The sequence below is a fragment of the Streptomyces lunalinharesii genome (genome assembly GCF_039532155.1).
In the GTDB taxonomy this organism is placed as follows: Bacteria; Actinomycetota; Actinomycetes; order Streptomycetales; family Streptomycetaceae; genus Streptomyces; species Streptomyces lunalinharesii.
Window position 1 is genome coordinate 460,818 of the sequence record NZ_BAAARK010000002.1, and the last position, 24,012, is coordinate 484,829.

Below are 24,012 nucleotides of genomic sequence, written 5' to 3' on the forward strand. Positions count from 1 at the left end.
GGCCGGAGACCCGCCACCGGTGGGTCCACGCGCCCGGCCGGCCGGACCGGCCGCCATGCGACGGCGAGTTGGCGCATAGTCGCCCGAACCGCTACGCCGTGCGCATCACCCGCACCAGCGCGGGGAATCCCCCCACCATGATCAACACCCCCGAGAACGCCACCGGCAGCGCCCCGCGCCACGACGACGCGACCCACGACGACACGACCCGCGACTACTACGACACCGGCGACGTCGACGCCTTCTACGACGCCGTCTGGGGCGGCGAGGACATCCACGTCGGCCTCTACTCCCATCCACACGAGGCGATCGCGGCCGCCTCGCACCGGACCGTCGAGCACGCCGCCGACAAGGCCGCGGACCTGCTCGGCCCGCACGCCACGGTGCTCGACCTCGGCTCCGGGTACGGCGGTTCGGCCCGCGCGCTCGCCACCCGCTTCGGCTGCCGCGTCGTGGCCCTCGACCTCAGCGAGGAGCACAACCGGCGCCAGCGCGCGACCAACGCCCGACGCGGGCTGGACGGCCTGATCGAGGTCGTCACCGGCTCCCTCAACGACCTGCCCTACGAGGCCGAGCGGTTCGACGTCGTCTGGTCCCTGGAGGTCCTGTGCCACGTGGCGGACCGGGAGGGCGCGCTGGGCGAGGCGGTACGCGTACTGAAACCGGGCGGCGCGCTGGTCTTCTCCGACATCATGGTGGGCGAGGAGACACCCGCCGAGGCGGTGCGGCCGGCGTTCTCCCGCCTGGGCGTCGAGACCCCGGCCACCCCGACCTCCTACCTTCGGCGACTGACCGAACTCGGCCTGGAGGACGTCGACTTCGAGGACCGCAGCGGGGACATCGCCACCCACTACGCACGCCTCGACGAGGAGGTCCGCCGACGCTCGGCCGAACTCCGCGACGTCATCAGCCCCGCCTACCTCGACGAACTGCGGACCAACCTCCCCCTCTGGGCCGACATCGCCCGTCGGGGCCTGCTGCGCTGGGGCGTCTTCCACGCGCGCCGCCCGGCGGCCTGAGGGCCGTCAGCCGCCACGGAGGTCCGGATCCGCGCGGCCGACCCTGCCCACCGAGGGCCGGTCCGGGACGGTCCAGCGGGCGGCGTCCGTCACGTACGCCGCCCGGCAGGGCCGGTGGATCCGCGCACCACCAGCTCCGGCTGGAAGACGAACTCGGTGCGCTGGACGGGATTCCCCTGGATCTCCTCGACCAGTGCGCCCACCGCCGCGGTCGCCATCGCCTGCACCGGCTGCCGCACCGTGGTCAGCGGCGGGGCGGTGAAGGCGATCAGCGGGGAGTCGTCGAAGCCGACGACGGAGAGCCGGCCCGGGACGTCGATCCCCCGTTGCCGGGCCGCCCGCACCACGCCCAGCGCCATCAGGTCGCTGCCGCAGACGATGCCCGTGCAGCCGTCGTCGAGCAGGGCGGCGGCCGCGGCGTGACCGCCCTCGACGCTGAACAGGGTGTGCGTCACGCGCCGTTCGGCCTGCCCCCTCGACAGGCCGAACGACTCCTGGAGCGCCGCGGTGAAACCCTCCGCCTTGCGCCGGGAGGGCACGTAGCGGGCCGGCCCGACGGCCAGGCCGATGTGCTCGTGGCCCAGTTCGGCGAGGTGGCGCACGGCCGTCCGGGCCGCGGCGCGGTCGTCGGGCGAGACGCAGGGCGCGTCGACCCGTTCGTTGTAGCCGTTGATCAGGACGTAGGGCACGCCGCGCGAGGTGAGCCGGGTGTAGCGGGAGGGGTCGGCGGCGGTGTCGGCGTGCAGGCCGGACAGGAAGACGATGCCGGTGACGCCGCGCTCCTCCAACTGCTCGACGAGTTCGTCCTCGGTGGCGCCGCCCGGCATCTGGGTGCACAGGACCGGCGTGTACCCGTGGCCGGCCAGGCACTGCTCGATGACCTGGGCGAAGGCCGGGAAGATCGGGTTGGTCAGTTCCGGGATGACCAACCCGACCAGCCCGGCGCTGCGCCGCCGCAGCCGCACCGGGCGTTCGTAGCCGAGGAGGTCGAGCGCGGCGAGCACGCGCTGACGGGTGCCCGCCGCCACGCCCGCCCGCCCGTTGAGGACGCGGCTGGCGGTCGCCTCGCTGACCTGGGCCTGGACGGCGATGTCGGCCAGGCGCGGGGTGGGGCGGGGGGCCGGCCGGGTCACTCCGCCCACCAGATCGTGGTGTCCGCGGGAATCTCCCGCACCGGCGGGGCGGGCCGGGCCGTCGGGGCGGCGGCGGCGAACGGGGCACGGGAGGAGAGGAGTTGGCGGACCGGCGGCAGCTCCAGTCGCACGGGTTCGGCCGTGGTGTTCACCGTGCAGAGCAGACCGCCGGGGCGGCGGAAGACCAGCACGCCGTCGGGGGCGGCCAGCCACTCCACCGCGTCCCCCGCCCCGAGGCCGGGGTGGGTGCGGCGCACCGCCAGGGCGCTGCGGTACAGCTCCAGCGTGGAGGTCGGGTCGCCGGTCTGGGCCGCCACGGTGAGCGCGGCCCAGTCGTCGGGCTGGGGCAGCCAGGTCTCGCCGGCGCCGAAGCCGTACGGGGGTGCGGTGCCGTCCCAGGGAAGCGGCACCCGGCAGCCGTCCCGCAGGCCCTCCTGACCGTTGGCGCGGAAGAAGGACGGGTCCTGGCGGACCTCGTCGGGGAGGTCGGTGACCTCGGGCAGGCCGAGTTCCTCGCCCTGGTAGAGGTAGGCCGAGCCGGGCAGGGCCAGCATCAGCAAGGTCGCGGCGCGGGCGCGGTCCAGGCCGCCGCCGAGGCGGGTGCGGTGGCGGACGACGTCGTGGTTGGACAGGACCCAGGTGGCCGGTGCGCCGACCGGGCCCAGGGCGGTGAGGGAGGCGTCGATGGTCCTTCGGAGTTCGGCGGCGTCCCACCCGGCGCTCAGGTAGTGGAAGTTGAAGCCCTGGTGCAGCTCGTCCGGGCGGACGTAGCGGGCGAGGCGCTCGACGGTGGGGGTCCAGGCTTCCGCGACGCCGATCCGGTCCCCGGGGTACTCGTCGAGGATGGTCCGCCAGGAGCGGTAGACGGCGTGCACGCCGTCCTGGTCGAAGAAGGGCAGCACCTGCGAGCCGATCAGGCGGGCCTGTTCGCCGCGGCCGATGTCCGGCAGGCCGGGGGCCTTGACCAGCCCCTGGGCGACGTCCACGCGGAAGCCGTCGACGCCCAGGTCGAGCCAGAAGCGCAGGATCGAGCGGAACTCGTCCTGGACGGCCGGGTGGTCCCAGTTGAAGTCGGGCTGTTCGGGGGCGAAGAGGTGCAGGTACCACTCGCCGTCGGGCAGCCGGGTCCAGGCGGGGCCGCCGAAGACGGACTCCCAGTCGTTGGGCGGGAGTTCGCCGTTGTCGCCCCGGCCCTTGCGGAAGTGGAAGCGTTCGCGCAGGACCGAACCAGGACCCTCGGCGCGCGCGCGGCGGAACCAGGCGTGCTGGTCGGAGCAGTGGTTGGGGACGAGGTCGACGATGATCCGCAGGCCCAGGCGGTGGGCCTCGCGGATGACCGCCTCGGCGTCCGCGAGGGTGCCGAAGAGCGGGTCGGTGGCACGGTAGTCGGCGACGTCGTAGCCGGCGTCGGCCTGCGGGGAGGCGTAGAACGGGCTCAGCCAGACGGCGTCCACGCCGAGGTCGCGCAGGTGGCCGAGGCGGTCGCGGACGCCCGGCAGGTCGCCCATGCCGTCGCCGTTGCCGTCGGCGAAGCTGCGCGGGTAGATCTGGTAGATCACGGCGTCGCGCCACCAGTCGGTGACCCGGGCGGCGGCCCCGACCGGGGCGTCCGCCGGATCGGGGTGGCCGCCGGGCACGGTGGCCGGGGCGCTGGGCTGTCGGGTCATGTCATCCCTTGGTGGTGCCGGCGGTCAGTCCGGAGACGAGGTGGCGTTGGGCGAAGGCGAAGACGAGCGCGGCCGGTACGGCGATGATCACGGCGGCGGCGGTCATCGAACCCCAGTCGCTGCCGTACTGGTTGACGAAGGTCTGTAGCCCGCCGGCGAGGGTGAGGTTCTCCTCGCCGGTCATGAAGGCGGAGGCGTAGGCGACCTCGGCCCAGGCCGTGACGAAGGTGTAGAAGCCGGTGACGGCGAGGCCGGGGCGGGCGAGCGGCAGCACCAGCCGCCAGAAGGTGCCGAACGGGTTGAGGCCGTCGACCCGGCCCGCTTCGTCGATCTCCACCGGGATGGTGTCGAAGAAGCCCTTCATCATCCAGGCGCAGAACGGGACGGCGATGGTGAGGTAGGTGAGGACCAGGCCGAGGGGCTGATTGAGCAGGCCGAGGGCGGCGAGGAGGTTGTAGAGCGGGACGATCAGCACCGCGACCGGGAACATCTGGGTGAGCAGCAGCAGCCACATCAGCGGCCGCATGCCGGGGAAGCGGAAGCGGCTGACGGCGTAGCCGGTGGTGGCGGCGGTGAAGACGCCGAGGACGGTGGTCAGGCCGACGACGACCACGGAGTTGCCGAACCACGTGAGGAAGGAGGTGCCGGTCAGCACGTGGCTGTAGTTGTCGAGGGTGAAGTGGGTGACGAGGCTGGTGGTGAAGGCGTCGTTCTTGGGCTTGAAGGAGGTCACCAACAGCCACAGCGGCGGGAAGACCGCGAGGACGGCGGCGAGCGCCAGCGCCAGGTGCAGGCCGACCGAGGCCAGCGGGTGCCGTTGCCCACGGATGCGGGTGCGGATGCGGGTGCGCGCCATGGTCACCACACCTCCCCTTGCTTGCGCAGCGCCCTGCGGTAGCCGACCGCGACCAGGGCGAGGAGGGCGAGAATGACCACGCCCCAGGTGGCGGAGGCGGAGAAGTTGCGGGGGCTGTCGACGAACGAGAGCCGGTAGGCGTAGGTCACCAGGATCTCGGTGGCGTCGCCGGGTCCGCCCCGGGTGAGCAGGAAGATCACCGGGAACATGTTGAACGTCCAGATGGTCGAGAGCAGGATCACGGTGCCGCTGACCGTGCGCAGACCGGGCACGGTGATGTGGCGGAAGCGCTGCCAGGCGCCGGCGCCGTCCATCTCGGCGGCCTCGTACAGCTCGCCCGGGATGGACTGGAGTCCGCCGAGCAGCGCGACGAGCATGAAGGGCACGCCCAGCCAGACGTTGACGGCGATGACCGAGAGCTTGGCCCAGGTCGGGTCGTTGAGCCACGGCACGGCGTCGATGCCGCCGCCGGCCAGCAGCTTGTTGAGGAGGCCGTTCTTCTCGTTGTAGAGCATCCGCCAGGTGAAGACGGAGACGAACGCGGGGATCGCCCACGGCAGGATCAGCGCCAGGCGGTAGCCGGTGCGGCCGCGCAGCGGGCGGTTGAGCAGCGTGGCCAGTGCCAGGCCGGTGAGGAAGGTGAGGCCGACGCATCCGACGGTCCACACCACGGTCCAGCCCAGCCGGTCCCAGAAGACGCCGTCGGTCAGCACCGCCCGGTAGTTGTCCAGGCCGGTGAAGTGGTAGGTGGCGGGGAGGTGGTTCATGCCGATCGAGCGCTCGACGTTGGCCTCGTTGGCGTCGGTGAGGGAGAAGAAGACGCCGCGGACGAGGGGGATGCCGATGACGACGCCGATGACGAGGACGACCGGGGCGGTCATGGTCCAGGCGTACCAGTGGGTGCCGAACGCCCGGCGGGTCCGGGCGAGGAGCGTCACGTGTAGTCCTTGAGCAGCTTCCGGTAGGCGTCCCCGACGGACTTCGCGGCCTGTTCGGGGGTGGCGGCGCCGGTGAGCACCTTGTTCATCTGGACCTTGAGCGGTTCGAAGAGCGCGTTGCCCTCGGCGATCCAGGGGCGTTGGACGGCGCCGTCGACGGCGGGCTTGAAGAAGGTGACCATCTCGTTGTGCTTGACCGCCGGCACCGCGTAGACGGACTTGCGGGTGGGCAGCAGGCTGAGCGCGTCGGTGGTCTGCTGCTGGACCTTCGCGGAACTCATGTACTTGGCGAAGGCGTAGGCGGCCGGGAGGTTCTTGCTGCCGGCGTAGACCGAGAGGTCCCAGCCGCCCTGCGGCGAGCCCTGGGCGGCGGATCCGCCGGGGACGGGCGCGACGCCGAGGTTCTCCTTGTCCCGGAACGCCTTGCCGGCGCGGGCGCCCTCGATGTCCCAGGGGCCGTCGACGGCCATCGCGACGGTGCCGTCCTTGAGGGCCTTGAGCTGGTTCTCCTGGCCGTCGGTGGCGTCGGTGACGGCGGCCTTGGAGTCGACGAGCTGCTTGAGGGTGCGCAGCGCGCGGACGCCGGCGGCGTTGTCGATGGTGACCTTCTTGTGGGCGGCGTCGACCATGTCGCCGCCCTCGCCGTAGAGGTAGGGCAGGAACCAGTACGGGTCGTCGCCGCGCAGGTAGAGCGCGGTGGCGCCGGTCCTGGCCTTGATCTTCTGGGCGGCGGCGGTGAGTTCGGCGACGGTCTTGGGGACGTCGACCCCGGCGTCCTTGAGGAGCTTCTTGTTGTAGAAGAGCCCGAGGGTGTCGATGACCTGCGGCACGGCGTAGGTCCTGCCGCCGAACTTCGTCGAGCCGACGGCCTGCGGGAGGTAGTCGTCGGTGCGGTCCAGGGCCGGGGTGCCGTCCAGCGGGGCGAGGTAGCCGAGGTTGGCGAAGTCGGCGACCCAGGCGACCTCGGTGCGCATCACGTCGGGGGCGCCCGCCCCGCCGCCCGCGGCGTTCTTGAACTTGGCGTTGGCGTCGCCGAACGGGACGTTCACGTAGGCGACGTGGACCTTGGGGTGCTCCTTCTGGAAACCCTCGGCCAACTTCCGGTAGGTGGCCTTCTCGGCGTCGTTGGAGGTGTCCCAGAAGGTGACGGTTCCGGACAGCTCGCCGCCCGCCGAACTCCCCCCGCCGCCCCCGCCCCCGCACCCCGTCGCCGCCAGTGCCAGGCCCGCTACCAGCGCGGTGGCCAGAGTGCCACGTATGCCACGCCGCATGTGAACTCCTTAGGGAAAGCCTCGGTTGGCGGTCTGGAACGTAGCAGCGCCGAAAACAATCCGAAAGATGTTGCGGGATTTTTCTGCAAGAAATCTGGAAGCGGTTGCGGCGTCCTGGCCGGAACGGGACCCACCGGGGCCCTGGCGCACCGTCACCCGCCGCCCCTCCGAGCGTTGACTCCCTGGAAGCACCTTCGCCTCATGACCTGACAGGGACGGCAGATGACCCAGGAGCTCACTTCCCCCAGCCCCGCCCCCCAGGCCGCCGGACCGGACCGAGGGCAGGGGTGGTGGCGCGACGCCGTCATCTACCAGGTCTACGTCCGCTCCTTCGCCGACAGCGACGGCGACGGCATCGGCGATCTGCGCGGGGTGCGCGAACGGCTCCCGCACCTCAAGGACCTGGGCGTGGACGCCGTCTGGCTCACCCCGTTCTACTCCTCGCCGCAGGCCGACGGCGGGTACGACGTCGCCGACTACCGCGCCGTCGACCCGCTCTTCGGCGACCTCCAGGACGCCGACGAGCTGATCCGCGCCGCGCACGCGCTCGACCTGCGGGTGATCGTGGACGTCGTCCCCAACCACACCTCGGACCGCCACCCGTGGTTCCAGGACCCGGACCTGGCCCGGCAGCGCTACGTCTTCCGCGCCGGCAAGGGCGAGAACGGCGAACTCCCGCCCAACGACTGGGAGTCGGTCTTCGGGGGCCCGGCCTGGACCCGCACCGACCGCGGCGACTGGTACCTGCACCTCTTCGCGCCCGAACAGCCCGACCTGGACTGGGAGCGGCCCGAGGTGCACGAGGAGTTCGCCGCGATCCTGCGCTTCTGGCTGGACCTGGGCGTGGACGGCTTCCGGGTGGACGTGGCGCACGGCATGGTCAAGGCGCCTGGACTGCCCGACATCGGCCGCGGCGAACAGGCCCGGCTGATCGGCAGTCAGGTGCTCCCCTTCTTCGACCAGGACGGCGTGCACGCCATCCACCGTGCCTGGCGCCGACTGCTGGACGGCTACGGCGAGGCCAGCGGACGCGAGGTGATCGGGGTCGCCGAGGCGTGGGCCCCCAGCAGCGAGCGGCTGGCCCTGTACGTCCGGCCGGACGAGCTGCACCAGGCGTTCAACTTCCAGTTCCTGAGCACCCCGTGGGACGCCGGGGCGCTGCGCGCGGTCATCGACTCCTCGCTGGCCGCCACCGTCGCCGTCGGCGCCCCCACCACCTGGGTGCTCTCCAACCACGACGTCGTCCGGCACACCACCCGCCTCGGCGGCGGTCTGGCCCGGGCCCGCGCCGCGACCCTGCTGATGCTGGCGCTGCCCGGGTCCGTCTACCTCTACCAGGGCGAGGAGCTGGGGCTGCCGGAGGTCACCGACCTGCCGCCCGAGGTGCGCCAGGACCCGGCGTTCTTCCGTGGCCGGGTCGGCGCCGACGGGCAGCACGGCGACGGCTGCTCCGGCGCCAGCGGCCAGGACGGCTTCCGGGACGGCTGCCGGGTGCCGCTGCCCTGGTCCGGGGAGCAGCCGCCGTACGGCTTCGGGCCGGGGGGCAGTTGGCTGCCGCAGCCCGCCGACTGGGGCCGGCTGAGCGTCGCGGCACAGACCGGCGACCCCGCCTCCACGTTGGAGCTGTACCGCGGCGCACTTGAACTGCGCCGGCGCCTGCCGGGCCTGGGCGACGGGGAGATGGCGTGGCAGTCGGCCCCCGAGGGCGTCCTGGCGTTCCGCCGGCCCGGGGTGCTGTGCACCGTCAACACCCAGGCCCGGGAGGCCGAGATCCCGCTGCCCGGGGAACTGCTGCTCGCCAGCGCCGCGGTGACGACCGGCGACGGCACCGCGGTGCTGCCCGGGGACAGCTGTAGCTGGTGGGCAATCTGACATGCGACCGGTACAGTCCAGTGCCATGACCGCCCGGCTGGCCGACATCGCAGCGCAGGCGGGTGTCAGCGAGGCCACCGTCAGCCGGGTGCTCAATGGGAAGCCCGGCGTCTCCGCCACCACCCGCCAGTCCGTGCTTGCCGCACTCGACGTGCTCGGGTACGAGCGGCCGGTGCGGCTGCGGCGGCGCAGCGCCGGCCTGGTCGGGCTGATCACCCCGGAGCTGGAGAACCCGATCTTCCCGGCGTTCGCCCAGGTCATCGGGCAGGCCCTGACCCGCCAGGGCTACACCCCGGTGCTGGCCACCCAGACCCCGGGCGGCTCGACCGAGGACGAGCTCACCGAGATGCTGGTGGACCGCGGGGTGGCCGGCATCATCTTCGTCTCCGGACTGCACGCCGACACCGACGCCGACATGGGCCGCTACGAGCGGCTGCGTGGCCAGGGCGTGCCGTTCGTCCTCATCAACGGCTTCTCCGACAAGGTGCAGGCGCCGTTCGTCTCCCCCGACGACCGGACCGCGGTGGAGTTGGCGGTGACCCACCTCACCGCGCTGGGGCACCGGCGGATCGGGCTGGCGCTCGGGCCGAAGCGGTTCGTGCCGGTGCAACGCAAGATCGAGGGGTTCCTGCGCTGCGTCCAGGAGCAGCTGGGTCTGGACCCGGTGGCGGCCGCGCCGCTCGTCCAGCACTCCCTCTACACCCTGGAGGGCGGGCAGGCCGCGGCGGCCGCGCTGATCGAGCAGGGCGTCACGGCGATCGTGTGCGCCAGCGACATGATGGCGCTGGGCGCGATCCGGGCGGCCCGGCAGCGCGGGCTGGACGTGCCGCGGGAGGTGTCCGTGGTGGGCTTCGACGACTCCCCGCTGATCGCGTTCACCGACCCGCCGCTGACGACGATCCGGCAACCGGTGCAGGCCATGGGGCAGGCGGCGGTGCGGGCGCTGCTGGAGGAGATCGGCGGCACCCCGGCGCCGCACAGCGAGTTCGTCTTCCACCCGGAGCTGGTGGTGCGGGGGTCGACGGCCTCGGCACCGAAGGCGGCGAGGGTGCCGCGGCCGCTGCGCGCCGCGCAGTGAAGGCGCACCCCGGGCCCGTAAGGGGTGCGGGGCGGCCCGCGGACCCTCGTCCCGTAGGGGGATTCCCGTCCTCCTCCAGGTCGAGCCAGGGGGCCGTTTACCCGACTGGAGGATGATCGGTCACACGTCCCTTTCTGGCAGACTGTCTGCCTATGGGTGATGCGCATGTGAGGACTCTGGACGACCTGTCAGCCGCCCCGCCAGCCAGCGGGGAGCCTGCGGACCGTCCGGCGGACAAGGGGCGACGGGTCCGGTTCCGGGCCCCGCGCGCACCCCGGCTCTGGTTCGAGGTCCTGCTGATCGCGGTCAGCTACTGGATCTACTCGATGATCCGCAACGCGGTGCCGGAGCAGAAGGCGCAGGCACTGCGGAACGCCGACTGGATCTGGCGGGCCGAGCACGCCCTGGGCATCGCCGTCGAGCACACCGTCAACCACGCCGTGAACTCCGTGACGTGGGTCATCGTCTCGATGAACTACTACTACGCGACGCTGCACTTCATCGTGACGATCGGCGTGCTGATCTGGCTCTACCGCTGGCATCCGGGGCGGTACGCGGCGGCCCGGCTGGCGCTCTTCGCCACCACCGGCGTGGCCCTGGTCGGCTACTACTTCTTCCCGCTGGCGCCGCCCCGGCTGATGCCGGACGGCGGCTTCGTGGACACCGTCGTGCAGCACGGCACCTGGGGCTCGATGGCGTCCGGGAACCTCGCCTCGATGTCCAACCAGTACGCCGCGATGCCGTCGATGCACATCGGCTGGTCGCTGTGGTGCGGCCTGACCATCGCGCTGCTGGCGAAGCCGGTCTGGGCCAAGGTGCTGGGCCTGCTGTACCCGGCCACGACGCTGACCGTGATCGTCTCCACCGCCAACCACTTCTGGCTGGACGCGTTGGGCGGGGTGCTGTGCCTGGCGTTCGGCTACGGGCTGGCCCTGGCGTGGTACGGGCGGCTGCCGCACCGGCTGGCACGGCACGTGGGAACGGCGGAGCTGGAGCCCCTCGGGGCGTGACCGGGCGCGGGGCGGGACCTCGCGCACGGTGCGGCGGCGGGCCGCGGGCGGAGGGTTCGCCCGCGGCCCGTCGTCGTGGCTACCGCTCGGCGCGGTGGGTGAGGTGGCCCCCGGTCATGGTCAGCAGGACCGGGGCGGTGGCCACCTCGTCGGCCGGGGCGGTGACCGGGTCGACGGCCAGCGCGGTGAGGTCGGCGCGGAAGCCGGGGGCGATCCGGCCGGCCTCGGACTCCTCGCCGACCGCCCGGGCCGCGTGCGAGGTCAGGCCCTCCAGGGCGTGGAGTCCGGTCAGTGCCTGGTCCGGGGTGATGGGTGCGGTGTCCGGGTGGCCCGCGGGGCGGCGCAGCCGGGCGGTGGCCAGGACCTGGCGGGGGTCGTGGTGCGCGATCGGCCAGTCCGAGCCGAGGACCAGGACGGCGCCGGCGTCCCGCAGGTCGCGGCAGCGCCAGGCCCGCCCGGCCCGTTCCGCACCGACCCGCCGGGACCAGGCGTCGGTGTGGTCGGCGCGGGTGTAGTGGGTGTGGGTGGGCTGCATGGAGGCGGCGACGCCGAGCCGGGCGAACCGCGGGAGCTGGGAGTCCGGGACGGTCTCGATGTGCTCGATGCGGTGCCGGTGGCGGGCGCCGGGGCGGTCGGTGCCGAGCAGTTCGACGGTGTCCAGGACGTGACGGACCGCGGCGTCGCCGATGGCGTGGGTGGCGGTGCGCACCCCGGCCCGGTCGAGGTGGTGGACGGCGTGGGTGTAGGCGGCGGGGTCCGGCCAGAAGGCGTCGGTGCCCTGGCCGTGGCAGTCGGGGCGTTCCAGCCAGGCGGTGCCGCCCTCGACGGTGCCGTCCATGAAGAACTTCACCCCGCCGATCCGCCAGTGGCGGCCGGCCCGGCGTTGCAGCGCGACCAGGTGGTCCAGCCCGTCGGCGTCGATGCCGGGCATGCACCAGGGGGCGAGCCGCAGGCGGACCGGGAGGGGGCCGTCCGCCTCGATGGCGGCGAGGAGTTCGGGGGCGTCCGCGTCCTCCATGTCCATGACGTGGGCGCCGGTCAGGCCGGCCGCGGCCATCTCGTGGAGCAGGCCGAGCAGCCGGGCGCGCCGGTCGGCGGCCGAGGGGCGGGGCATGGCGGGCAGCACCAGGTTCATCGCGGCGTGCTCGACCAGGTGGCCGGTGGGGCGGCCGGTGTCGTCGCAGACCACGCTGGCGCGCTGGGCGAAGGCCCGTGGTCCGGTGATCCCGGCGGCGTCCAGGGCCCGGCCGCTGGCCAGCGCCGAATGGCCGTCGTAGAGGCGGAGGAAGGCGGGGGCGCCGGCCAGCGCGTCCTCGATCAGCGCCCGGTCGACGGGCCGGTCGCCGAAGGCGTTGTGGTCCAGGCCCCAGCCGGTGAGCCAGGCGCCCGGGGGCAGCGTCCGGGCGGCGGTGGCGAGGGCCGCGCGCAGTCCGTCGAGGTCGCGGACGGCGCTCAGGTCGAGGCCGGTGGCCATCTCGACGCCCCAGACGGGGTGGCTGTGGCCGTCGGTGAGGCCCGGGACGAGGGTGGCGCCGGCCAGGTCGACGACCTCGGTGGTGGCGTCGCGCCAGTGCCGGACGTCCGCCGCGTCGCCGACCGCGGCGATCCGCCCGTCCTTGACGGCGACGGCCTCGGCCCAGGGGCGGGCCGGGTCGAGGGTGCGGACCCGGGCGCCGATCAGGACGGTGTCGGCGGCGGTGCGCGGACCGCCGGACGGGGTGGACGGGGTGGCGGGGGTGGCGGGGGTGGACGGCACGGGCAGCTCCTCGGTGCGGGCGGGGTGGCGGGGCCGGTGCGGGCCCCGGAGAGGTCGGCGGGTCAGCCGCGGGCGGCTGCCTCCTCGGGGGCGGCGGCGGACGGGGCGGCGGGGGCCGGCTCCGGGTCCGCGTCGGGTTCGGCGGCGAAGCCCGCGTAGACGGCGGGGCGGGTGCGGCGCACCCGGCGGGCCAGGAGGAGGCCGCCGGCGAAGGCGACGGGGACGGCCAGCACCAGGGCGGCGTTGGTGGTGGAGCCGGCGCCGGTCATGATGTCGATCTTGGCGATGACCAGCCACAGCGCGCCGAGCATCAGCACCGTGGCGGCGATCGGCGTGACCAGCGTGCGCAGTGCGCCCTCCCGGTGCCGGAAGCGGCGGAAGTACAGCGGCACCGCGAGCGCGGTGAGTGCCTGGAGCGCCAGCAGGCCCAGCATGCCGGGGGTGTTCATCCACAGCAGCAGCTGGGTGTACGGGTCGGCGCCGGCCAGGGCGAAGCCGAGCACGACCAGGACGGCGAGGACGCTCTGCAGGGCGCCGGCGGCGTACGGGGAGCGGTGGCGGGGGTGGACCCGGCCGAGGACGGGGGGCAGCACGCCTTCCTGCGCCATGGCCAGGCCGTAGCGGTTGATCGCGTTGTGGAAGGCCAGTTGCGAGGCCAGGATGCTGGTGAGGATGAACACGTGCATCAGGTCGGCGGCCCAGCTGCCGACGTAGCGGGTGGTGGCGGTGAAGAAGAGGCCCGCCGGGTCCGCCAGGGCGGCCCGCACGATCCGGTCGGCGCCGTACGCCTGGATGACGATCCAGAGGGTGAAGGCGTAGAAGAGGCCGAGGAAGGCGACCGCGATGTAGGTGGCGCGGGGGATGGTGCGGCGGGGCTCGCGGGCCTCGTGGCGGTAGATGGCGGTGGACTCGAAGCCGGTGAAGGCGGCGAAGGCGAAGGCCAGGACCGCGCCGGTGCCGGGGACCAGCACGTGCTGCGGGGTGAAGGAGTCCAGTGCCAGGCCGTGCGCGCCGCCGTGCAGCAGGACGCCGCCGGCGAGCAGCACGAGGATGCCGGTCTCGGCGACCAGCAGGACGCCCAGCACCTTGGCGCCGAAGTCGATGCTGCGGTAGCCGAGGAACCAGATGACGACGACGCCGGCGAGCGCGATCGGCGGCCAGGGGACGTGGACGCCCCAGAACGCCTTGACGGCGTCCTGGGTGGCGGTGGCGAGCAGGCCGTAGACGCCGATCTGCATGCCGTTGTAGGCGAGCAGCGCCAGGGTGGCGGCGCCGAAGCCGGCCGGGCGGCCCAGGCCGCGGGTGATGAAGGCGTAGAAGCCGCCGCCGTGGCGGACGTGCCGGGCCATGGTGGTGAAGCCCACCGCGAACAGGGCCAGGGTGGCGCCGGCCAGCACGTAGCCGACGGGGGCGCCGACGCCGCCGGAGCCCAGGGCGATCGGGGAGGTGCCGGCCATCACCGTGAGCGGTGCGGCGGCGGAGATGACGAAGAAGGCGATGTCGGCGACGCCGAGGGTGCCGCGGCGCAGCGTGGTGGCGGCTGCGTCGGGCGGGGGTGCGGTCTGCTGCGGCGCCTCGTTGGGGGACCCGGACTCTACGGCCATGGCTCGGTTGCCCTTCTGCGACCTGACGGGGAGGGGAGCGGCCGTGCGCGTACGGGGGTGTGACGGCAGGGTGACCGCGGAGGGAGAGAAACCTAAAGCCTTTCGGTTTTTGGGACCGTACCCGCCGCCGTACGATTCGGGAAGACCCCGCGACGGGGACTCTCGCCGGGAGGGGACACCATGGGGCGGCCGCGGAAGGCCCTGCTGGACCGGGCGCGGATCGGCGCGACGGCACTCGAACTCGTCGACGAGAGGGGCGACTTCAGCGTTCCGGAGGTGGCCCGGCGGCTCGGCGTGCAGACCGCCTCGGTGTACCACCACGTGGACGGCCGGGCCGGGGTGATCGAGCTGCTGCGGGAGCGGGTCACCGACGCGATCGACCCCGGCACCCTGGCGGACGCCCGCTGGGACGTGGCGCTCGCCGCCTGGGCGCACTCCTACCGCGCCGCGTTCGCCGCCCACCCGCGGACCATCGCGATGCTGATGACCTCACCGGTCCGGGCGCCGAAGGTGCTCGCCCACTACGACCGGGTGGCCGGGCTGCTGCTGGACGCGGGCTTCGCCCCGGAGGCGGTGCTGGCGGTGATCACCGGGCTGGACAACCTCGTGCTCGGCTCGGCGCTGGACATGTCGGCACCGGACCCCATGTGGGAGGTCGCCTACGGGGTCGACGCACCGCGGCTGGTGGCGGCCCAGGAGGCGAGCGCCCCGGACCGCGCCGACGCCGCGTTCGCGCTCACCCTGGCCGGGTACCTGGCGCACCTACGGGCGCTGCTGGGCGACGCGCCGGAGCCGGCCGCCCGCTGATCCGGGCGCGGGAGCCGGGTCCGTGGGCCGGGGCCGGGATCAGGCCCCGTAGAACAGGTCCTCGACGACGGCGCGCGCCCGCCGGGTGATCCGCCGGTAGTCGTCGACCATGTCCCCGACGTGCCCCTCCTCGTAGCCGAGGTAGCGGCCGACGGCGGCCAGCTCCCGGCCGTCCGCCGGGAAGGTGTCCCCGGGCCGGCCGCGCACCAGCATCACCGCGTTGCGCACCCGCGCCGCCAGCACCCACGCCTCGTCCAGCGTCCGGGCGTCGTCGGTGCCGATCAGGCCGGCGGCGTGCGCGGCGGCCAGCGCGTCCCGGGTCCGGGTGGTGCGCAGCCCGGGCAGCTCCCAGCCGTGCCGCAACTGCATCAGCTGGACCGTCCACTCCACGTCGCTCAGGCCGCCGCGGCCCAACTTGGCGTGCGTGGTGGGGTCCGCGCCGCGGGGCAGCCGCTCGGACTCCATCCGGGCCTTGAGCCGGCGGATCTCGCGGACCGCGTCCTCGCCCAGCCCCTCGGCGGGATAGCGCAGCGGGTCGATCAGTTCGACGAACCGCTCCGCCAACTCGACGTCGCCGGCGACCGGTTCGGCCCGCAGCAGCGCCTGCGCCTCCCACACCAGCGACCACCGCCGGTAGTACGCCGCGTACGAGGCGAGGGTGCGCACCAGGGGGCCCGACCGGCCCTCCGGCCGCAAGTCCGCGTCGATCAGCAACGGCGGGTCGGCGGAGGGGAGTTGGAGCAGCCGCCGCATCTCGTTGGCGACCGCGTGGGCGGCCTTGGCGGCCTCCTGCTCGTCGGCGCCCTCGCGCGGTTCGTGGACGAACAGCACGTCGGCGTCGGAGCCGTAGCTCAGCTCGTGGCCACCGAAGCGGCCCACCCCGATCACCGCGAACCGGGTGGGCAACATGTCGCCCCAGTGCTCGCGGACGGCGGCCCGCAGGGCGCCGGCGAGGGTCGCGGCGTTGACGTCGGAGACCGCCGAACCGACCGCGTCGACGGCGTGGCCGTGGTCGGTCTCGGCCGGGCTGGACTCGGTGCCGTACGCGCCGATGACGTCGGCCGCGGTGGTGCGGAACAGCTCCCGGCGGCGCACCCCGCGGGCCGCCGCCACCGCCGCCTCGGCGCCGTCGGCGCGGCCGACCGCGGCCAGCACCTCCTGCTCCAGGGCGGCCCGGCTCCGCGGCTGGAGCCCGTCGGCGGCACCCAGCAGGGCGACCGCCTCGGGAGCGCGCAGCAGCAGGTCGGGGGCGAGCCGGCCGGCGGACAGCACCCGTGCAAGGTTCTCCGCGGCGGCGCCCTCGTCGCGCAGCAGCCGGAGGTACCAGGGGGTCTTGCCGAGCGCGTCGGAGACCTTGCGGAAGTTCAGCAGGCCGGCGTCGGGGTCGGCGGAGTCGGCGAACCAGCCGAGCAGCACCGGCAGCAGCGTCCGCTGGATCGCCGCCTTGCGGCTCACCCCGGACGCCAGCGCCTCCATGTGCCGCAGCGCGGCGACCGGATCGGCGTAGCCGAGGGCCTCCAGGCGGTGGCCGGCGGCCTTCGCCGACAGCCGGACCTCGCCGGGCTCCAGGTGCGCGACGGCGTCCAGCAACGGCCGGTAGAAGAGCTTCTCGTGCAGCCGGCGCACCTCGCGGGCGTGCCACTTCCACTCCCGGCGCAGCGAGGCGACCGGCTCGGTGCGCAGCCCCAACGACCGTGCCAGGCGCCGCAGTTCGCTCTCGGCCTCGGGCATCAGATGGGTGCGGCGCAGCCGGAACAGCTGGATCCGGTGCTCCAGCGTGCGCAGGAAGCGGTAGGCGGCGTCGAGCGCGGCGGCGTCCTGGCGGCCCACGTAACCGCCGGACGCGAGCGCCGCCAGCGCGTCCAGGGTGGTGGCGCTGCGCAGCGTGGCGTCCGTGCGGCCGTGCACCAACTGGAGCAACTGGACGGCGAATTCGACGTCCCGCAGCCCGCCGGGGCCGAGCTTGAGTTCGCGGTCTACCTGGCCGGCGGGGATGTTCTCCACCACCCGCAGGCGCATCTGGCGGACGTCGGTGACGAAGTTCTCCCGCTCGGCGACGTCCCACACCATCGGCGCCAGCGCGTCCACGTACTCCTGGCCCAGCGCCAGGTCACCGGCCATCGGACGGGCCTTGAGCAGCGCCTGGAACTCCCAGGTCTTGGCCCACCGGTGGTAGTAGGCGAGGTGGCTGGTCAACGTGCGCACCAGCGGCCCGTTGCGGCCCTCGGGGCGCAGGTTGGCGTCCACCGGCCAGATGGTGCCCTCGGCGGTGCTGTCCGAGCACAGCCGCATCATCCGGGCGGCGAGCCGGGTCGCGGCCTGGAGCGCCTTGGCCTCCTCGGCGCCCTCCCGCGGCTCGGCGACGTAGATCACGTCCACGTCGGAGACGTAGTTGAGTTCCCGGCCGCCGCACTTGCCCATGCCGATGACCGCCAGCCGGCACTGCGCGGCGTCGCCGGGCTGCTCCTCGTAGGAGATCTCCAGGGCGGCCCGGACGGTGGCGGTGGCCAGGTCCGCGAGCTCCGCCGCGGCCTCCGCGACGTCGGTGGTGCCGCACACGTCACGGGCCGCGATGCCCAGCAGGCAGCGGCGGTAGGCGGCGCGCAGCGCGTCCGCGCGCGGCCGGTCGGCGCCCCGCTCGCCCCAGATGCCGTCGGCGAGCGCCTGCTCGAACTCCGGGGTGGTGGGGTGCAGGTCGACCGACTCGTAGGTGACCAGCGACCGCCAGTCGTCCGGGTGCCGGACCAGGTGGTCGCCGAGCGCCTCGGACGCGCCCAGCACGCCCAACAGCCGGTCGCGCAACGGCTTGGCGGCGGCGACGGTGGCCAGCAGCTCCTGCTGCTCGGCCGGCTGGAGCGCCTCCACCAGCCGGAGCAGGCCGCGCAGCGCCAGATCGGGGTCGGACGTGCCGCCGAGCGCTTCGAGGAGCACCGAATCGTCGCGTACGGAGGCGAGTTCGGGGGCGTCGAGCAGCGTGCCGGCCGCCGAGGGGTCGGTGAAACCGTGCCTCAGCAGCCGGGCGAAGGCGCTGCTCCGCCGTCCCTGCGGAGCGGGTAGTGCCATGGGGCGGCCTCTCGGTGGCGGGTCGGCACGGACACGGGGCGCGGGTCCGGGCTCACAGCACCGGCAGCATCTTCCGCAGCTCGAAGGCGGTGACCTCGGAGCGGTACTCCTCCCACTCCTGCTTCTTGTTGCGCAGGAAGAAGTCGAAGACGTGCTCGCCGAGGGTCTCGGCGACCAGTTCGCTGCGCTCCATCAGGTCGATGGCCTCGCCGAGGTTCTGCGGCAGCGGCTCGATGCCCATGGCCCGACGCTCGGAGTCGGACAGCGCCCACACGTCGTCGTCGGCGCCGGCCGGGAGTTCGTAGCCCTCCTCGATGCCCTTCAGGCCGGCGGCGAGCAGCACCGCGTAGGAGAGGTAGGGGTTGGCGCCGGAGTCGACGGAGCGGACCTCGACGCGGGTGGAGCCCATCTTGCCGGGCTTGTACATCGGGACGCGGATCAGCGCGGAGCGGTTGTTGTGGCCCCAGCAGATGTACGAGGGGGCCTCGCCGCCGGCGCCCGCGGTGCGGTTGGCGCCGCCCCAGATGCGCTTGTAGGAGTTGACCCACTGGTTGGTGACGGCGGAGATCTCGCCGGCGTGCCGGAGCAGACCGGCGATGAAGGACCGCCCGACCTTGGAGAGCTGGTACTCCGCCCCCGACTCGTGGAAGGCGTTGCGGTCGCCCTCGAAGAGCGAGAGGTGGGTGTGCATGCCCGAACCCGGGTACTCCGAGAACGGCTTGGGCATGAAGGTGGCCTGGACGCCCTGCTCCAGCGCGACCTGCTTCATCACCAGCCGGAAGGTCATGACGTTGTCGGCGGTGGAGAGCGCGTCGGCGTAGCGCAGGTCGATCTCCTGCTGGCCGGGGGCGCCCTCGTGGTGGCTGAACTCCACCGAGATGCCCATCGACTCCAGCATGGTGATCGCCTGCCGGCGGAAGTCCATCCCGACGTTCTGCGGGGTGTGGTCGAAGTAGCCGGAGGAGTCGCCGGGGATCGGCCGGGAGCCGTCCACCGGCTTGTCCTTGAGCAGGAAGAACTCGATCTCGGGGTGGGTGTAGAAGGTGAAGCCGAGGTCGGAGGTCTTCGCCAGGATGCGCTTGAGGACGAAGCGCGGGTCGGCGTACGAGGGCGAGCCGTCCGGCATCAGGATGTCGCAGAACATCCGCGCGGTGCCCGGGGCCTCGGCCCGCCACGGCAGGATCTGGAACGTGCCGGGGTCGGGCTTGGCGATCATGTCGGACTCGTAGACGCGGGCGAAGCCCTCGATCGCGGAGCCGTCGAAGCCGATGCCCTCGTCGAACGCCTGCTCCAGCTCGGCCGGGGCCACCGCCACGGACTTCAAGAACCCGAGGACGTCGGTGAACCACAGCCGGACGAAGCGAATGTCGCGCTCTTCCAGCGTCCGGAGCACAAACTCCTGCTGCTTGTCCATGGTTCACCAATCCTTGCAGGTCATATGGCCTGTCCACGCGCGGGGATCATCGCGTTCCGGCCCACCAGTATCACGTCAGGGGGTTACCGTCACATTACGCACCCTTGGCCTGAATCAGAACCGCCGACCCGTGACCCCCTCCTCGGTTCCTTCCCGCATCTTCCCCGCCGCGACCAGAGTCAGCGCACGGCGACCCGCGAAGCGAGGGCCTTGGCCCACTCTTGGACGCTCCGTGATCCCTCGTTGACCCGGCATTGAGCGCTCCGTGTGCCGATGTTCGGCGGGTATGCGCCGTTGGCAAGGGCCACCGTCACCTCAGGTCCAGCACTGCCCGGGCCACCGCCTCCGGCACGTCCGCCATGACCAGGTGGCCGGAGGGCGCGGCGACGGTGCAGCGGCCGCCCAGCTCGGCGGCGAGCGCCCGCTGCCGGGCCAGCCAGCGCAGTTCGCCGGCGGACTCGCTGCCGTCGTAGGCGGCCAGCACCGTCACCGGGACGGCCGGCATCGGGCGGTGGGCGCGCAGCGCGACCAGGTCCGCGGCCTGGTAGGGGTAGCCGGCGTTCTCCAGGGCGCAGGCCCGCAGCACCCGACTGGTGCGGTAGCCGGCGCTCTCCCAGCGGTGGCGCGGGTGCCGGCCCACCGTCCCCGCGCGGGATATCAGGCGGCGCGCGGCGGGGCCGAGCAGCTGCGGCAGCCCGGCCGCGGAGAGCGCCCCGGCCGCGCCCCGGGCCCAGGCGGCGCGGACCGCGCGCGGCAGCCGGGGCCGGGGGTCCTCCTCGACGCTGCCGTCGACGAGGACCAGACCGGCGCAGCGGGCCGGGTGCAGCCGGGCGAACGCCTCGGCGTGGAAGCCGGCCAGCGAGTGCCCGACGACGGTGGCCGGCGCCCGGTGGCCGAGGGCGTCCAGGAGGGCGGCGATCCGGTCCGCCTCGGCGGCGAGGTCGGGCGGCGCCGCGGCGGGGGCGCTGAGTCCCAGGCCCGGACGGTCGAAGCGGACGACGGTGCGGTGCGGGACGAGCAGCGCGGCGACCGCGTCCCAGTCGAACCAGGCCATGCCGAGACCGCCGCTGAGCACCACGACGGGGCCGGCGCCCTCGCTCAGCACGTGCAGCGGCAGCCCGTCGACGCGCACCATCCGGCCGGGGGCGGGGCGGGGGTTCATCGGTCTCCTCGCGGTGGGGTCGACGGGGGCGGCGGCACGTGTGGGGTGCCGGTCCGGGCGGGGTGGCGGGCCAGGCACCGGGCGAGCAGGGCGAGGTAGAGCGCGACCAGCAGCACCTGGAGGCGCTGGCCGACGCCGAGCGCCCAGGTGTCCCGGCCCGCGGTGAGGACGGCGACCTCGGCCAGCGTCCAGACGGTGGCCGCGAGTTCGGCGAGCACCAGGGGCGGGCCGAAGCGGGCGAGCGCGGGCCACTGGGCGTACCGGCGGGCCGCGACGGTCAGCAGGACCAGCGCGGCCAGCGCGCCGAACATCGCCAGCGTGCTGCTGACGGCGTGTGCGGTGTGGGTGGCCGGGACCAGTCCGGCGGTCTCCCGGGCGGCGCACACCGGGTCGCTGGTGGGGGCGCAGCTCAGCGGCAGCCGGGAGTCCAGCGCGGTGGCGGCGCCGAAGAGCGCCAGGGCGGCGAAGCCGGCCACCGTCCAGGGCCGGCGCTCGGTGGTGGCGAGCGCGAGGAGCGCGCCGACCAGCACCAGCAGCCCGGCGACCAGGTCGGTGGCGCGGAACAGACCGCCCAGCGGCTGGTCGGCGGCGGCCAGTTCGCTGACGTACGCCCGCACCGGGTCCAGGCCGGTGACTATCACCAGTTCCAGCACCCAGGCGGTGTAGGCGAGCGCGCCGAGCAGCAGCGCGACGGCGGCCGCGCCCGTGGTGGTGCGGGTGCGGACGCCGGTGGCGGCGGCGCCGGATGCGGGGCGGGTCGGGCTCACGGACATCCTGGTGTTCGGGTGGTCCCGACGGCGCGTCCGGAATGCCGGATACGTCGGGAGTGCGGGAAGGCCAAGAATAGGCAGACGGTCCACCGGACGCGGCGAGCGCGGCGCGCTGGGCCACCTCTGGGGCCGCAGCCCCGGGAACCAGGGTGCGTCGGCAGGTCTCCGATCGTCGAGAGGTCCGCGATGGGTGAACACCGCAAGGCCGCCACGCGGCGCGGCCACCCGCCGCCCGGGCCCGGGGCGATACGCCCGGCCGCGTCGCCCCTCCCCCGCCCGACCGCCGGCTGAGTGCGCCGCAGCGCACCCCGCCCCGCCACCGCCTCCGCCGCTTCCCCCTTCCCCGGCCCCGCCCCGTTTCCGTACGGGTGCCCCTCCGGCCGGGGACCGCCGGCCGGAGGGGCGCGGTCGCCCTCGCCTCCCCGCCCCCGACATCGCCACGAGGTGCTCCCCCCATGGATTCCCCTTCCCCCCACTCCCGCCGCGCCGTGCTGACCGCGGGCCTCGCGGTCGCCGGCGGCAGCCTGCTGGCCTCGGCACCCGGCGCCGCCGCCGCGACGCCGGGCCCGGACGGCCGGCGCGCCGACGCCCGCCCGCGCGGCGGCCGCTACGTCGACCCGCACGGCCCGGAGGTCGCCGAGGTCGAGCGGCGGCGCGCGTCGTCCGGGCGGGTGCGCCAGCTCCACCTCGAGGCGCGGAAGGCCCGCATCGACATCGGCAGCCGGACGGTCGACACCTGGGTGTACGGCGACCGGCTGCCCGGCGAGGAGGTCCGGATCACCGCGGGCGACACCCTGTCGATGACCTTCCGCAACGAGCTTCCGCAGTCGACCACGCTGCACTGGCACGGACTGGCGCTGCGCAACGACATGGACGGCGTCCCGGACGTCACCCAGCGCCCGATCCGGCCGGGCGACTCCTACCACTACCGCTTCCGGGTCACCCAGCCGGGCACGTACTGGTTCCACCCGCACGTCGGCGTCCAGCAGGACCACGGGCTGTACGCCCCGCTGATCATCGACGACCCCAGGGAGCCGCTGGAGTACGACCACGAGTGGGTCGTCGTGCTGGACGACTGGCTCGACGGGGTGGACGGCAGCGACCCGGACGAGGTGCTCAACGAGCTCAACCACGGCCGGGGCTCCATGCACGGCAACAGCGACGCCGACCACGGGCACGGCTCCGACGGCGGGCACCCGCACGAGGGCGGCGGGCACGGCGAGGCGGCCGGGCACGGCAGCCACGGCACCGGCCACGGCAGCAGCCCCGGCCACGGCACGAGCAACAACAACGGCAACAGCAACAGCAACCACCGGGACCACAGCGGTCACGACAGCGGCAGTGCGGGGACGGCGGTGCCCGCCTGGGTGCCCCCGGCCTTCCCCGACGTGGACCTCGGCCGGTACGTCCCGCTCGTGAACGGCCCCGGCAACCTGGGCCTGGACCTGGCCAACAAGAGCCTGAACGAGGTCGGACTGGGCAACCTGCCGCTGCACGGCATGAACGCCAGCGCGGCCGCGGGCGCCGCGGCCATGGGCGCCGCGTCCAGGGAAGCGACCCGGGCCGGTCGCGGGGCGCGCCGCGACGACGGCCCCGGCCGCGGCCACAACGGACCGTCCCGGCTGCTGAAGAGCGGCGCCCGCAGCGACGTGCTGGGCGGCATGCCGGGCAGCGTGGACTACCCGTACCACCTCATCAACGGCCGCACGAACAAGGACCCGGAGGGCTTCCGGGCCCGGCCCGGCGACCGCATCCGGATCCGCTTCATCAACGCCGGCGGCGACACCGCCTACCGGGTGGCGCTGGGCGGCCACCACATGACCGTGACGCACACCGACGGCTACCCGGTGCAGCACGCCCGCGCCGAGCAGCTGCTCATCGGCATGGCCGAGCGCTACGACGTCCTGGTCACCGCCAAGTCCGGGGTCTTCCCGCTGGTCGCCGTCGCCGACGGCAAGGGCAGGGACAAGACCGCGCTGGCCGTGCTGCGCACCGGAAGCGGCCCGACGCCGGAGCCCTCGGTCCACCCCAAGGAGCTGAAGGGGCCGCTGACGACCGCGGACCGGCTGCGGGCAGCCGAGAGCGTCCGGGGCCGGTCCGGGAGGCCGGACCGCGTGCTGACCATGAAGCTCATGGGCAACATGGAGCGCTTCAACTGGTCGTTCAACGGATACCCGTACACCCCGTCGCAGCGCTACGCGATCGAGGAGGGCGAGCGGGTGCGGCTGGTGTTCCGCAACCGCACCACGATGTGGCACCCGGTCCACCTGCACGGCCACAGCTTCACGCTCCCCGGCGGCGGACCGCGCAAGGACACCACGGTCATGCGGCCCGGGCAGCGCCTCGCCGTGGACTTCGACGCCGACAACCCGGGGCTGTGGATGCTGCACTGCCACAACATCTACCACTCGGAGTCGGGGATGATGACGGTCCTCGGCTACCGGCGGAAGTGACCGCGCGCCGACCGGGCCCGTGCTCCAGCGGGCCGGTCGGCGGCCGTGCGGCGCCCCGTTCGGCCCCCGGCAACCACGTTGCCGGGGGCCGCCGCGCGCCGCGCCGCACCCCATTGCGTCAGAAGGACGATTACACTGG

Annotated in this window: 17 protein-coding genes; 6 read left to right on the top strand and 11 right to left on the bottom strand. The window is 73.9% G+C overall.

Going from position 1 to position 24,012, the window contains the following annotated elements; genetic code table 11:
• Positions 1 to 137 precede the first annotated feature (137 nt).
• Positions 138 to 1,019 (top strand): SAM-dependent methyltransferase, encoded by an 882-nt coding sequence (locus tag ABD385_RS06045; RefSeq protein ID WP_344573907.1) that lies wholly within the window; start codon positions 138 to 140, stop codon positions 1,017 to 1,019.
• An 89-nt stretch (positions 1,020 to 1,108) separates the two neighbouring features.
• Here ABD385_RS06045 and ABD385_RS06050 read toward each other — a convergent pair whose 3' ends face one another.
• From ABD385_RS06050 to ABD385_RS06070, 5 genes are read right to left on the bottom strand one after another with little or no spacing between them, the layout of a single operon-like run.
• Positions 1,109 to 2,161, bottom strand: coding sequence for a LacI family DNA-binding transcriptional regulator (locus ABD385_RS06050; protein WP_344573909.1), 1,053 nt, complete (start codon positions 2,159 to 2,161; stop codon positions 1,109 to 1,111).
• Positions 2,149 to 3,819: a glycoside hydrolase family 13 protein gene (locus ABD385_RS06055; protein ID WP_344573910.1), complete on the bottom strand. Its 1,671-nt coding sequence runs from the start codon at positions 3,817 to 3,819 to the stop codon at positions 2,149 to 2,151. Before ABD385_RS06055 ends, ABD385_RS06050 begins: the two co-directional genes overlap by 13 nt.
• 1 nt (position 3,820) lies before the next feature.
• A complete protein-coding gene (locus ABD385_RS06060) occupies positions 3,821 to 4,675 on the bottom strand; it encodes a sugar ABC transporter permease (protein WP_344573911.1) in 855 nt (284 codons plus the stop codon).
• Between the two features lie 2 nt (positions 4,676 to 4,677).
• Positions 4,678 to 5,613, bottom strand: a complete 936-nt coding sequence (locus ABD385_RS06065; RefSeq protein WP_344573912.1) for a carbohydrate ABC transporter permease — start codon at positions 5,611 to 5,613, stop codon at positions 4,678 to 4,680.
• Entirely contained in the window at positions 5,610 to 6,884 is a 1,275-nt protein-coding gene (locus ABD385_RS06070; RefSeq protein ID WP_344573913.1) for an extracellular solute-binding protein, read from the bottom strand. The genes ABD385_RS06065 and ABD385_RS06070 overlap by 4 nt, the downstream gene beginning before the upstream one ends.
• A gap of 222 nt (positions 6,885 to 7,106) precedes the next feature.
• Between ABD385_RS06070 and ABD385_RS06075 the strand changes: the two genes are divergently transcribed.
• From ABD385_RS06075 to ABD385_RS06085, 3 genes are all read left to right on the top strand, one after another.
• Positions 7,107 to 8,756, top strand: a complete 1,650-nt coding sequence (locus ABD385_RS06075) for a glycoside hydrolase family 13 protein (RefSeq protein WP_344573914.1) — start codon at positions 7,107 to 7,109, stop codon at positions 8,754 to 8,756.
• A gap of 25 nt (positions 8,757 to 8,781) precedes the next feature.
• Positions 8,782 to 9,834 (top strand): LacI family DNA-binding transcriptional regulator, encoded by a 1,053-nt coding sequence (locus ABD385_RS06080; RefSeq protein WP_344573915.1) that lies wholly within the window; start codon positions 8,782 to 8,784, stop codon positions 9,832 to 9,834.
• Positions 9,835 to 9,986: 152 nt separating this feature from the next.
• A complete protein-coding gene (locus ABD385_RS06085) occupies positions 9,987 to 10,844 on the top strand; it encodes a phosphatase PAP2 family protein (RefSeq protein WP_344573916.1) in 858 nt (285 codons plus the stop codon).
• Positions 10,845 to 10,923: 79 nt separating this feature from the next.
• Here the strand turns inward: ABD385_RS06085 and ABD385_RS06090 are convergent, their stop codons facing one another.
• Both ABD385_RS06090 and ABD385_RS06095 read right to left on the bottom strand, forming a co-directional pair.
• Positions 10,924 to 12,525 carry an amidohydrolase gene (locus ABD385_RS06090; RefSeq protein WP_344573961.1) on the bottom strand — a complete coding sequence of 534 codons (1,602 nt, stop codon included), beginning with the start codon at positions 12,523 to 12,525 and terminating at the stop codon, positions 10,924 to 10,926.
• 137 nt (positions 12,526 to 12,662) lie between these two features.
• The gene (locus ABD385_RS06095) at positions 12,663 to 14,204 is read right to left on the bottom strand and encodes an APC family permease (protein WP_344573917.1); all 1,542 of its coding nucleotides are present in this window, start codon (positions 14,202 to 14,204) and stop codon (positions 12,663 to 12,665) included.
• A 180-nt stretch (positions 14,205 to 14,384) separates the two neighbouring features.
• On the opposite strand from ABD385_RS06095, the gene ABD385_RS06100 reads away from it, so the two are divergent.
• Positions 14,385 to 15,011: a TetR/AcrR family transcriptional regulator gene (locus ABD385_RS06100; RefSeq protein ID WP_344573918.1), complete on the top strand. Its 627-nt coding sequence runs from the start codon at positions 14,385 to 14,387 to the stop codon at positions 15,009 to 15,011.
• 39 nt (positions 15,012 to 15,050) lie between these two features.
• Here the strand turns inward: ABD385_RS06100 and ABD385_RS06105 are convergent, their stop codons facing one another.
• The 4 genes from ABD385_RS06105 to ABD385_RS06120 form a co-directional block, all read right to left on the bottom strand.
• Positions 15,051 to 18,074, bottom strand: coding sequence for a bifunctional [glutamine synthetase] adenylyltransferase/[glutamine synthetase]-adenylyl-L-tyrosine phosphorylase (locus ABD385_RS06105; protein ID WP_344573919.1), 3,024 nt, complete (start codon positions 18,072 to 18,074; stop codon positions 15,051 to 15,053).
• A 52-nt stretch (positions 18,075 to 18,126) separates the two neighbouring features.
• Positions 18,127 to 19,488, bottom strand: coding sequence for a type I glutamate--ammonia ligase (gene glnA, locus ABD385_RS06110; protein WP_344573920.1), 1,362 nt, complete (start codon positions 19,486 to 19,488; stop codon positions 18,127 to 18,129).
• Between the two features lie 310 nt (positions 19,489 to 19,798).
• Positions 19,799 to 20,650, bottom strand: coding sequence for an alpha/beta hydrolase (locus ABD385_RS06115; RefSeq protein ID WP_344573921.1), 852 nt, complete (start codon positions 20,648 to 20,650; stop codon positions 19,799 to 19,801).
• A complete protein-coding gene (locus ABD385_RS06120; protein WP_425585351.1) occupies positions 20,647 to 21,417 on the bottom strand; it encodes a DUF998 domain-containing protein in 771 nt (256 codons plus the stop codon). The genes ABD385_RS06115 and ABD385_RS06120 overlap by 4 nt, the downstream gene beginning before the upstream one ends.
• Positions 21,418 to 21,875: 458 nt before the next feature.
• On the opposite strand from ABD385_RS06120, the gene ABD385_RS06125 reads away from it, so the two are divergent.
• Entirely contained in the window at positions 21,876 to 23,873 is a 1,998-nt protein-coding gene (locus ABD385_RS06125; RefSeq protein WP_344573923.1) for a multicopper oxidase family protein, read from the top strand.
• Positions 23,874 to 24,012: the final 139 nt, after the last annotated feature.

What these genes read in the sequence shown, in the direction of transcription:
- ABD385_RS06105 (WP_344573919.1), bottom strand. Translation starts at nt 18,074, where the DNA reads ATGGCACTACCCGCTCCGCAGGGACGGCGGAGCAGCGCCTTCGCCCGG.
- ABD385_RS06060 (WP_344573911.1), bottom strand. Translation starts at nt 4,675, where the DNA reads ATGGCGCGCACCCGCATCCGCACCCGCATCCGTGGGCAACGGCACCCG.
- ABD385_RS06100 (WP_344573918.1), top strand. Translation starts at nt 14,385, where the DNA reads ATGGGGCGGCCGCGGAAGGCCCTGCTGGACCGGGCGCGGATCGGCGCG.
- ABD385_RS06085 (WP_344573916.1), top strand. Translation starts at nt 9,987, where the DNA reads ATGGGTGATGCGCATGTGAGGACTCTGGACGACCTGTCAGCCGCCCCG.
- ABD385_RS06070 (WP_344573913.1), bottom strand. Translation starts at nt 6,884, where the DNA reads ATGCGGCGTGGCATACGTGGCACTCTGGCCACCGCGCTGGTAGCGGGC.
- ABD385_RS06095 (WP_344573917.1), bottom strand. Translation starts at nt 14,204, where the DNA reads ATGGCCGTAGAGTCCGGGTCCCCCAACGAGGCGCCGCAGCAGACCGCA.
- ABD385_RS06080 (WP_344573915.1), top strand. Translation starts at nt 8,782, where the DNA reads ATGACCGCCCGGCTGGCCGACATCGCAGCGCAGGCGGGTGTCAGCGAG.
- ABD385_RS06125 (WP_344573923.1), top strand. Translation starts at nt 21,876, where the DNA reads ATGGATTCCCCTTCCCCCCACTCCCGCCGCGCCGTGCTGACCGCGGGC.
- ABD385_RS06115 (WP_344573921.1), bottom strand. Translation starts at nt 20,650, where the DNA reads ATGAACCCCCGCCCCGCCCCCGGCCGGATGGTGCGCGTCGACGGGCTG.
- ABD385_RS06055 (WP_344573910.1), bottom strand. Translation starts at nt 3,819, where the DNA reads ATGACCCGACAGCCCAGCGCCCCGGCCACCGTGCCCGGCGGCCACCCC.
- ABD385_RS06045 (WP_344573907.1), top strand. Translation starts at nt 138, where the DNA reads ATGATCAACACCCCCGAGAACGCCACCGGCAGCGCCCCGCGCCACGAC.
- ABD385_RS06075 (WP_344573914.1), top strand. Translation starts at nt 7,107, where the DNA reads ATGACCCAGGAGCTCACTTCCCCCAGCCCCGCCCCCCAGGCCGCCGGA.
- glnA (WP_344573920.1), bottom strand. Translation starts at nt 19,488, where the DNA reads ATGGACAAGCAGCAGGAGTTTGTGCTCCGGACGCTGGAAGAGCGCGAC.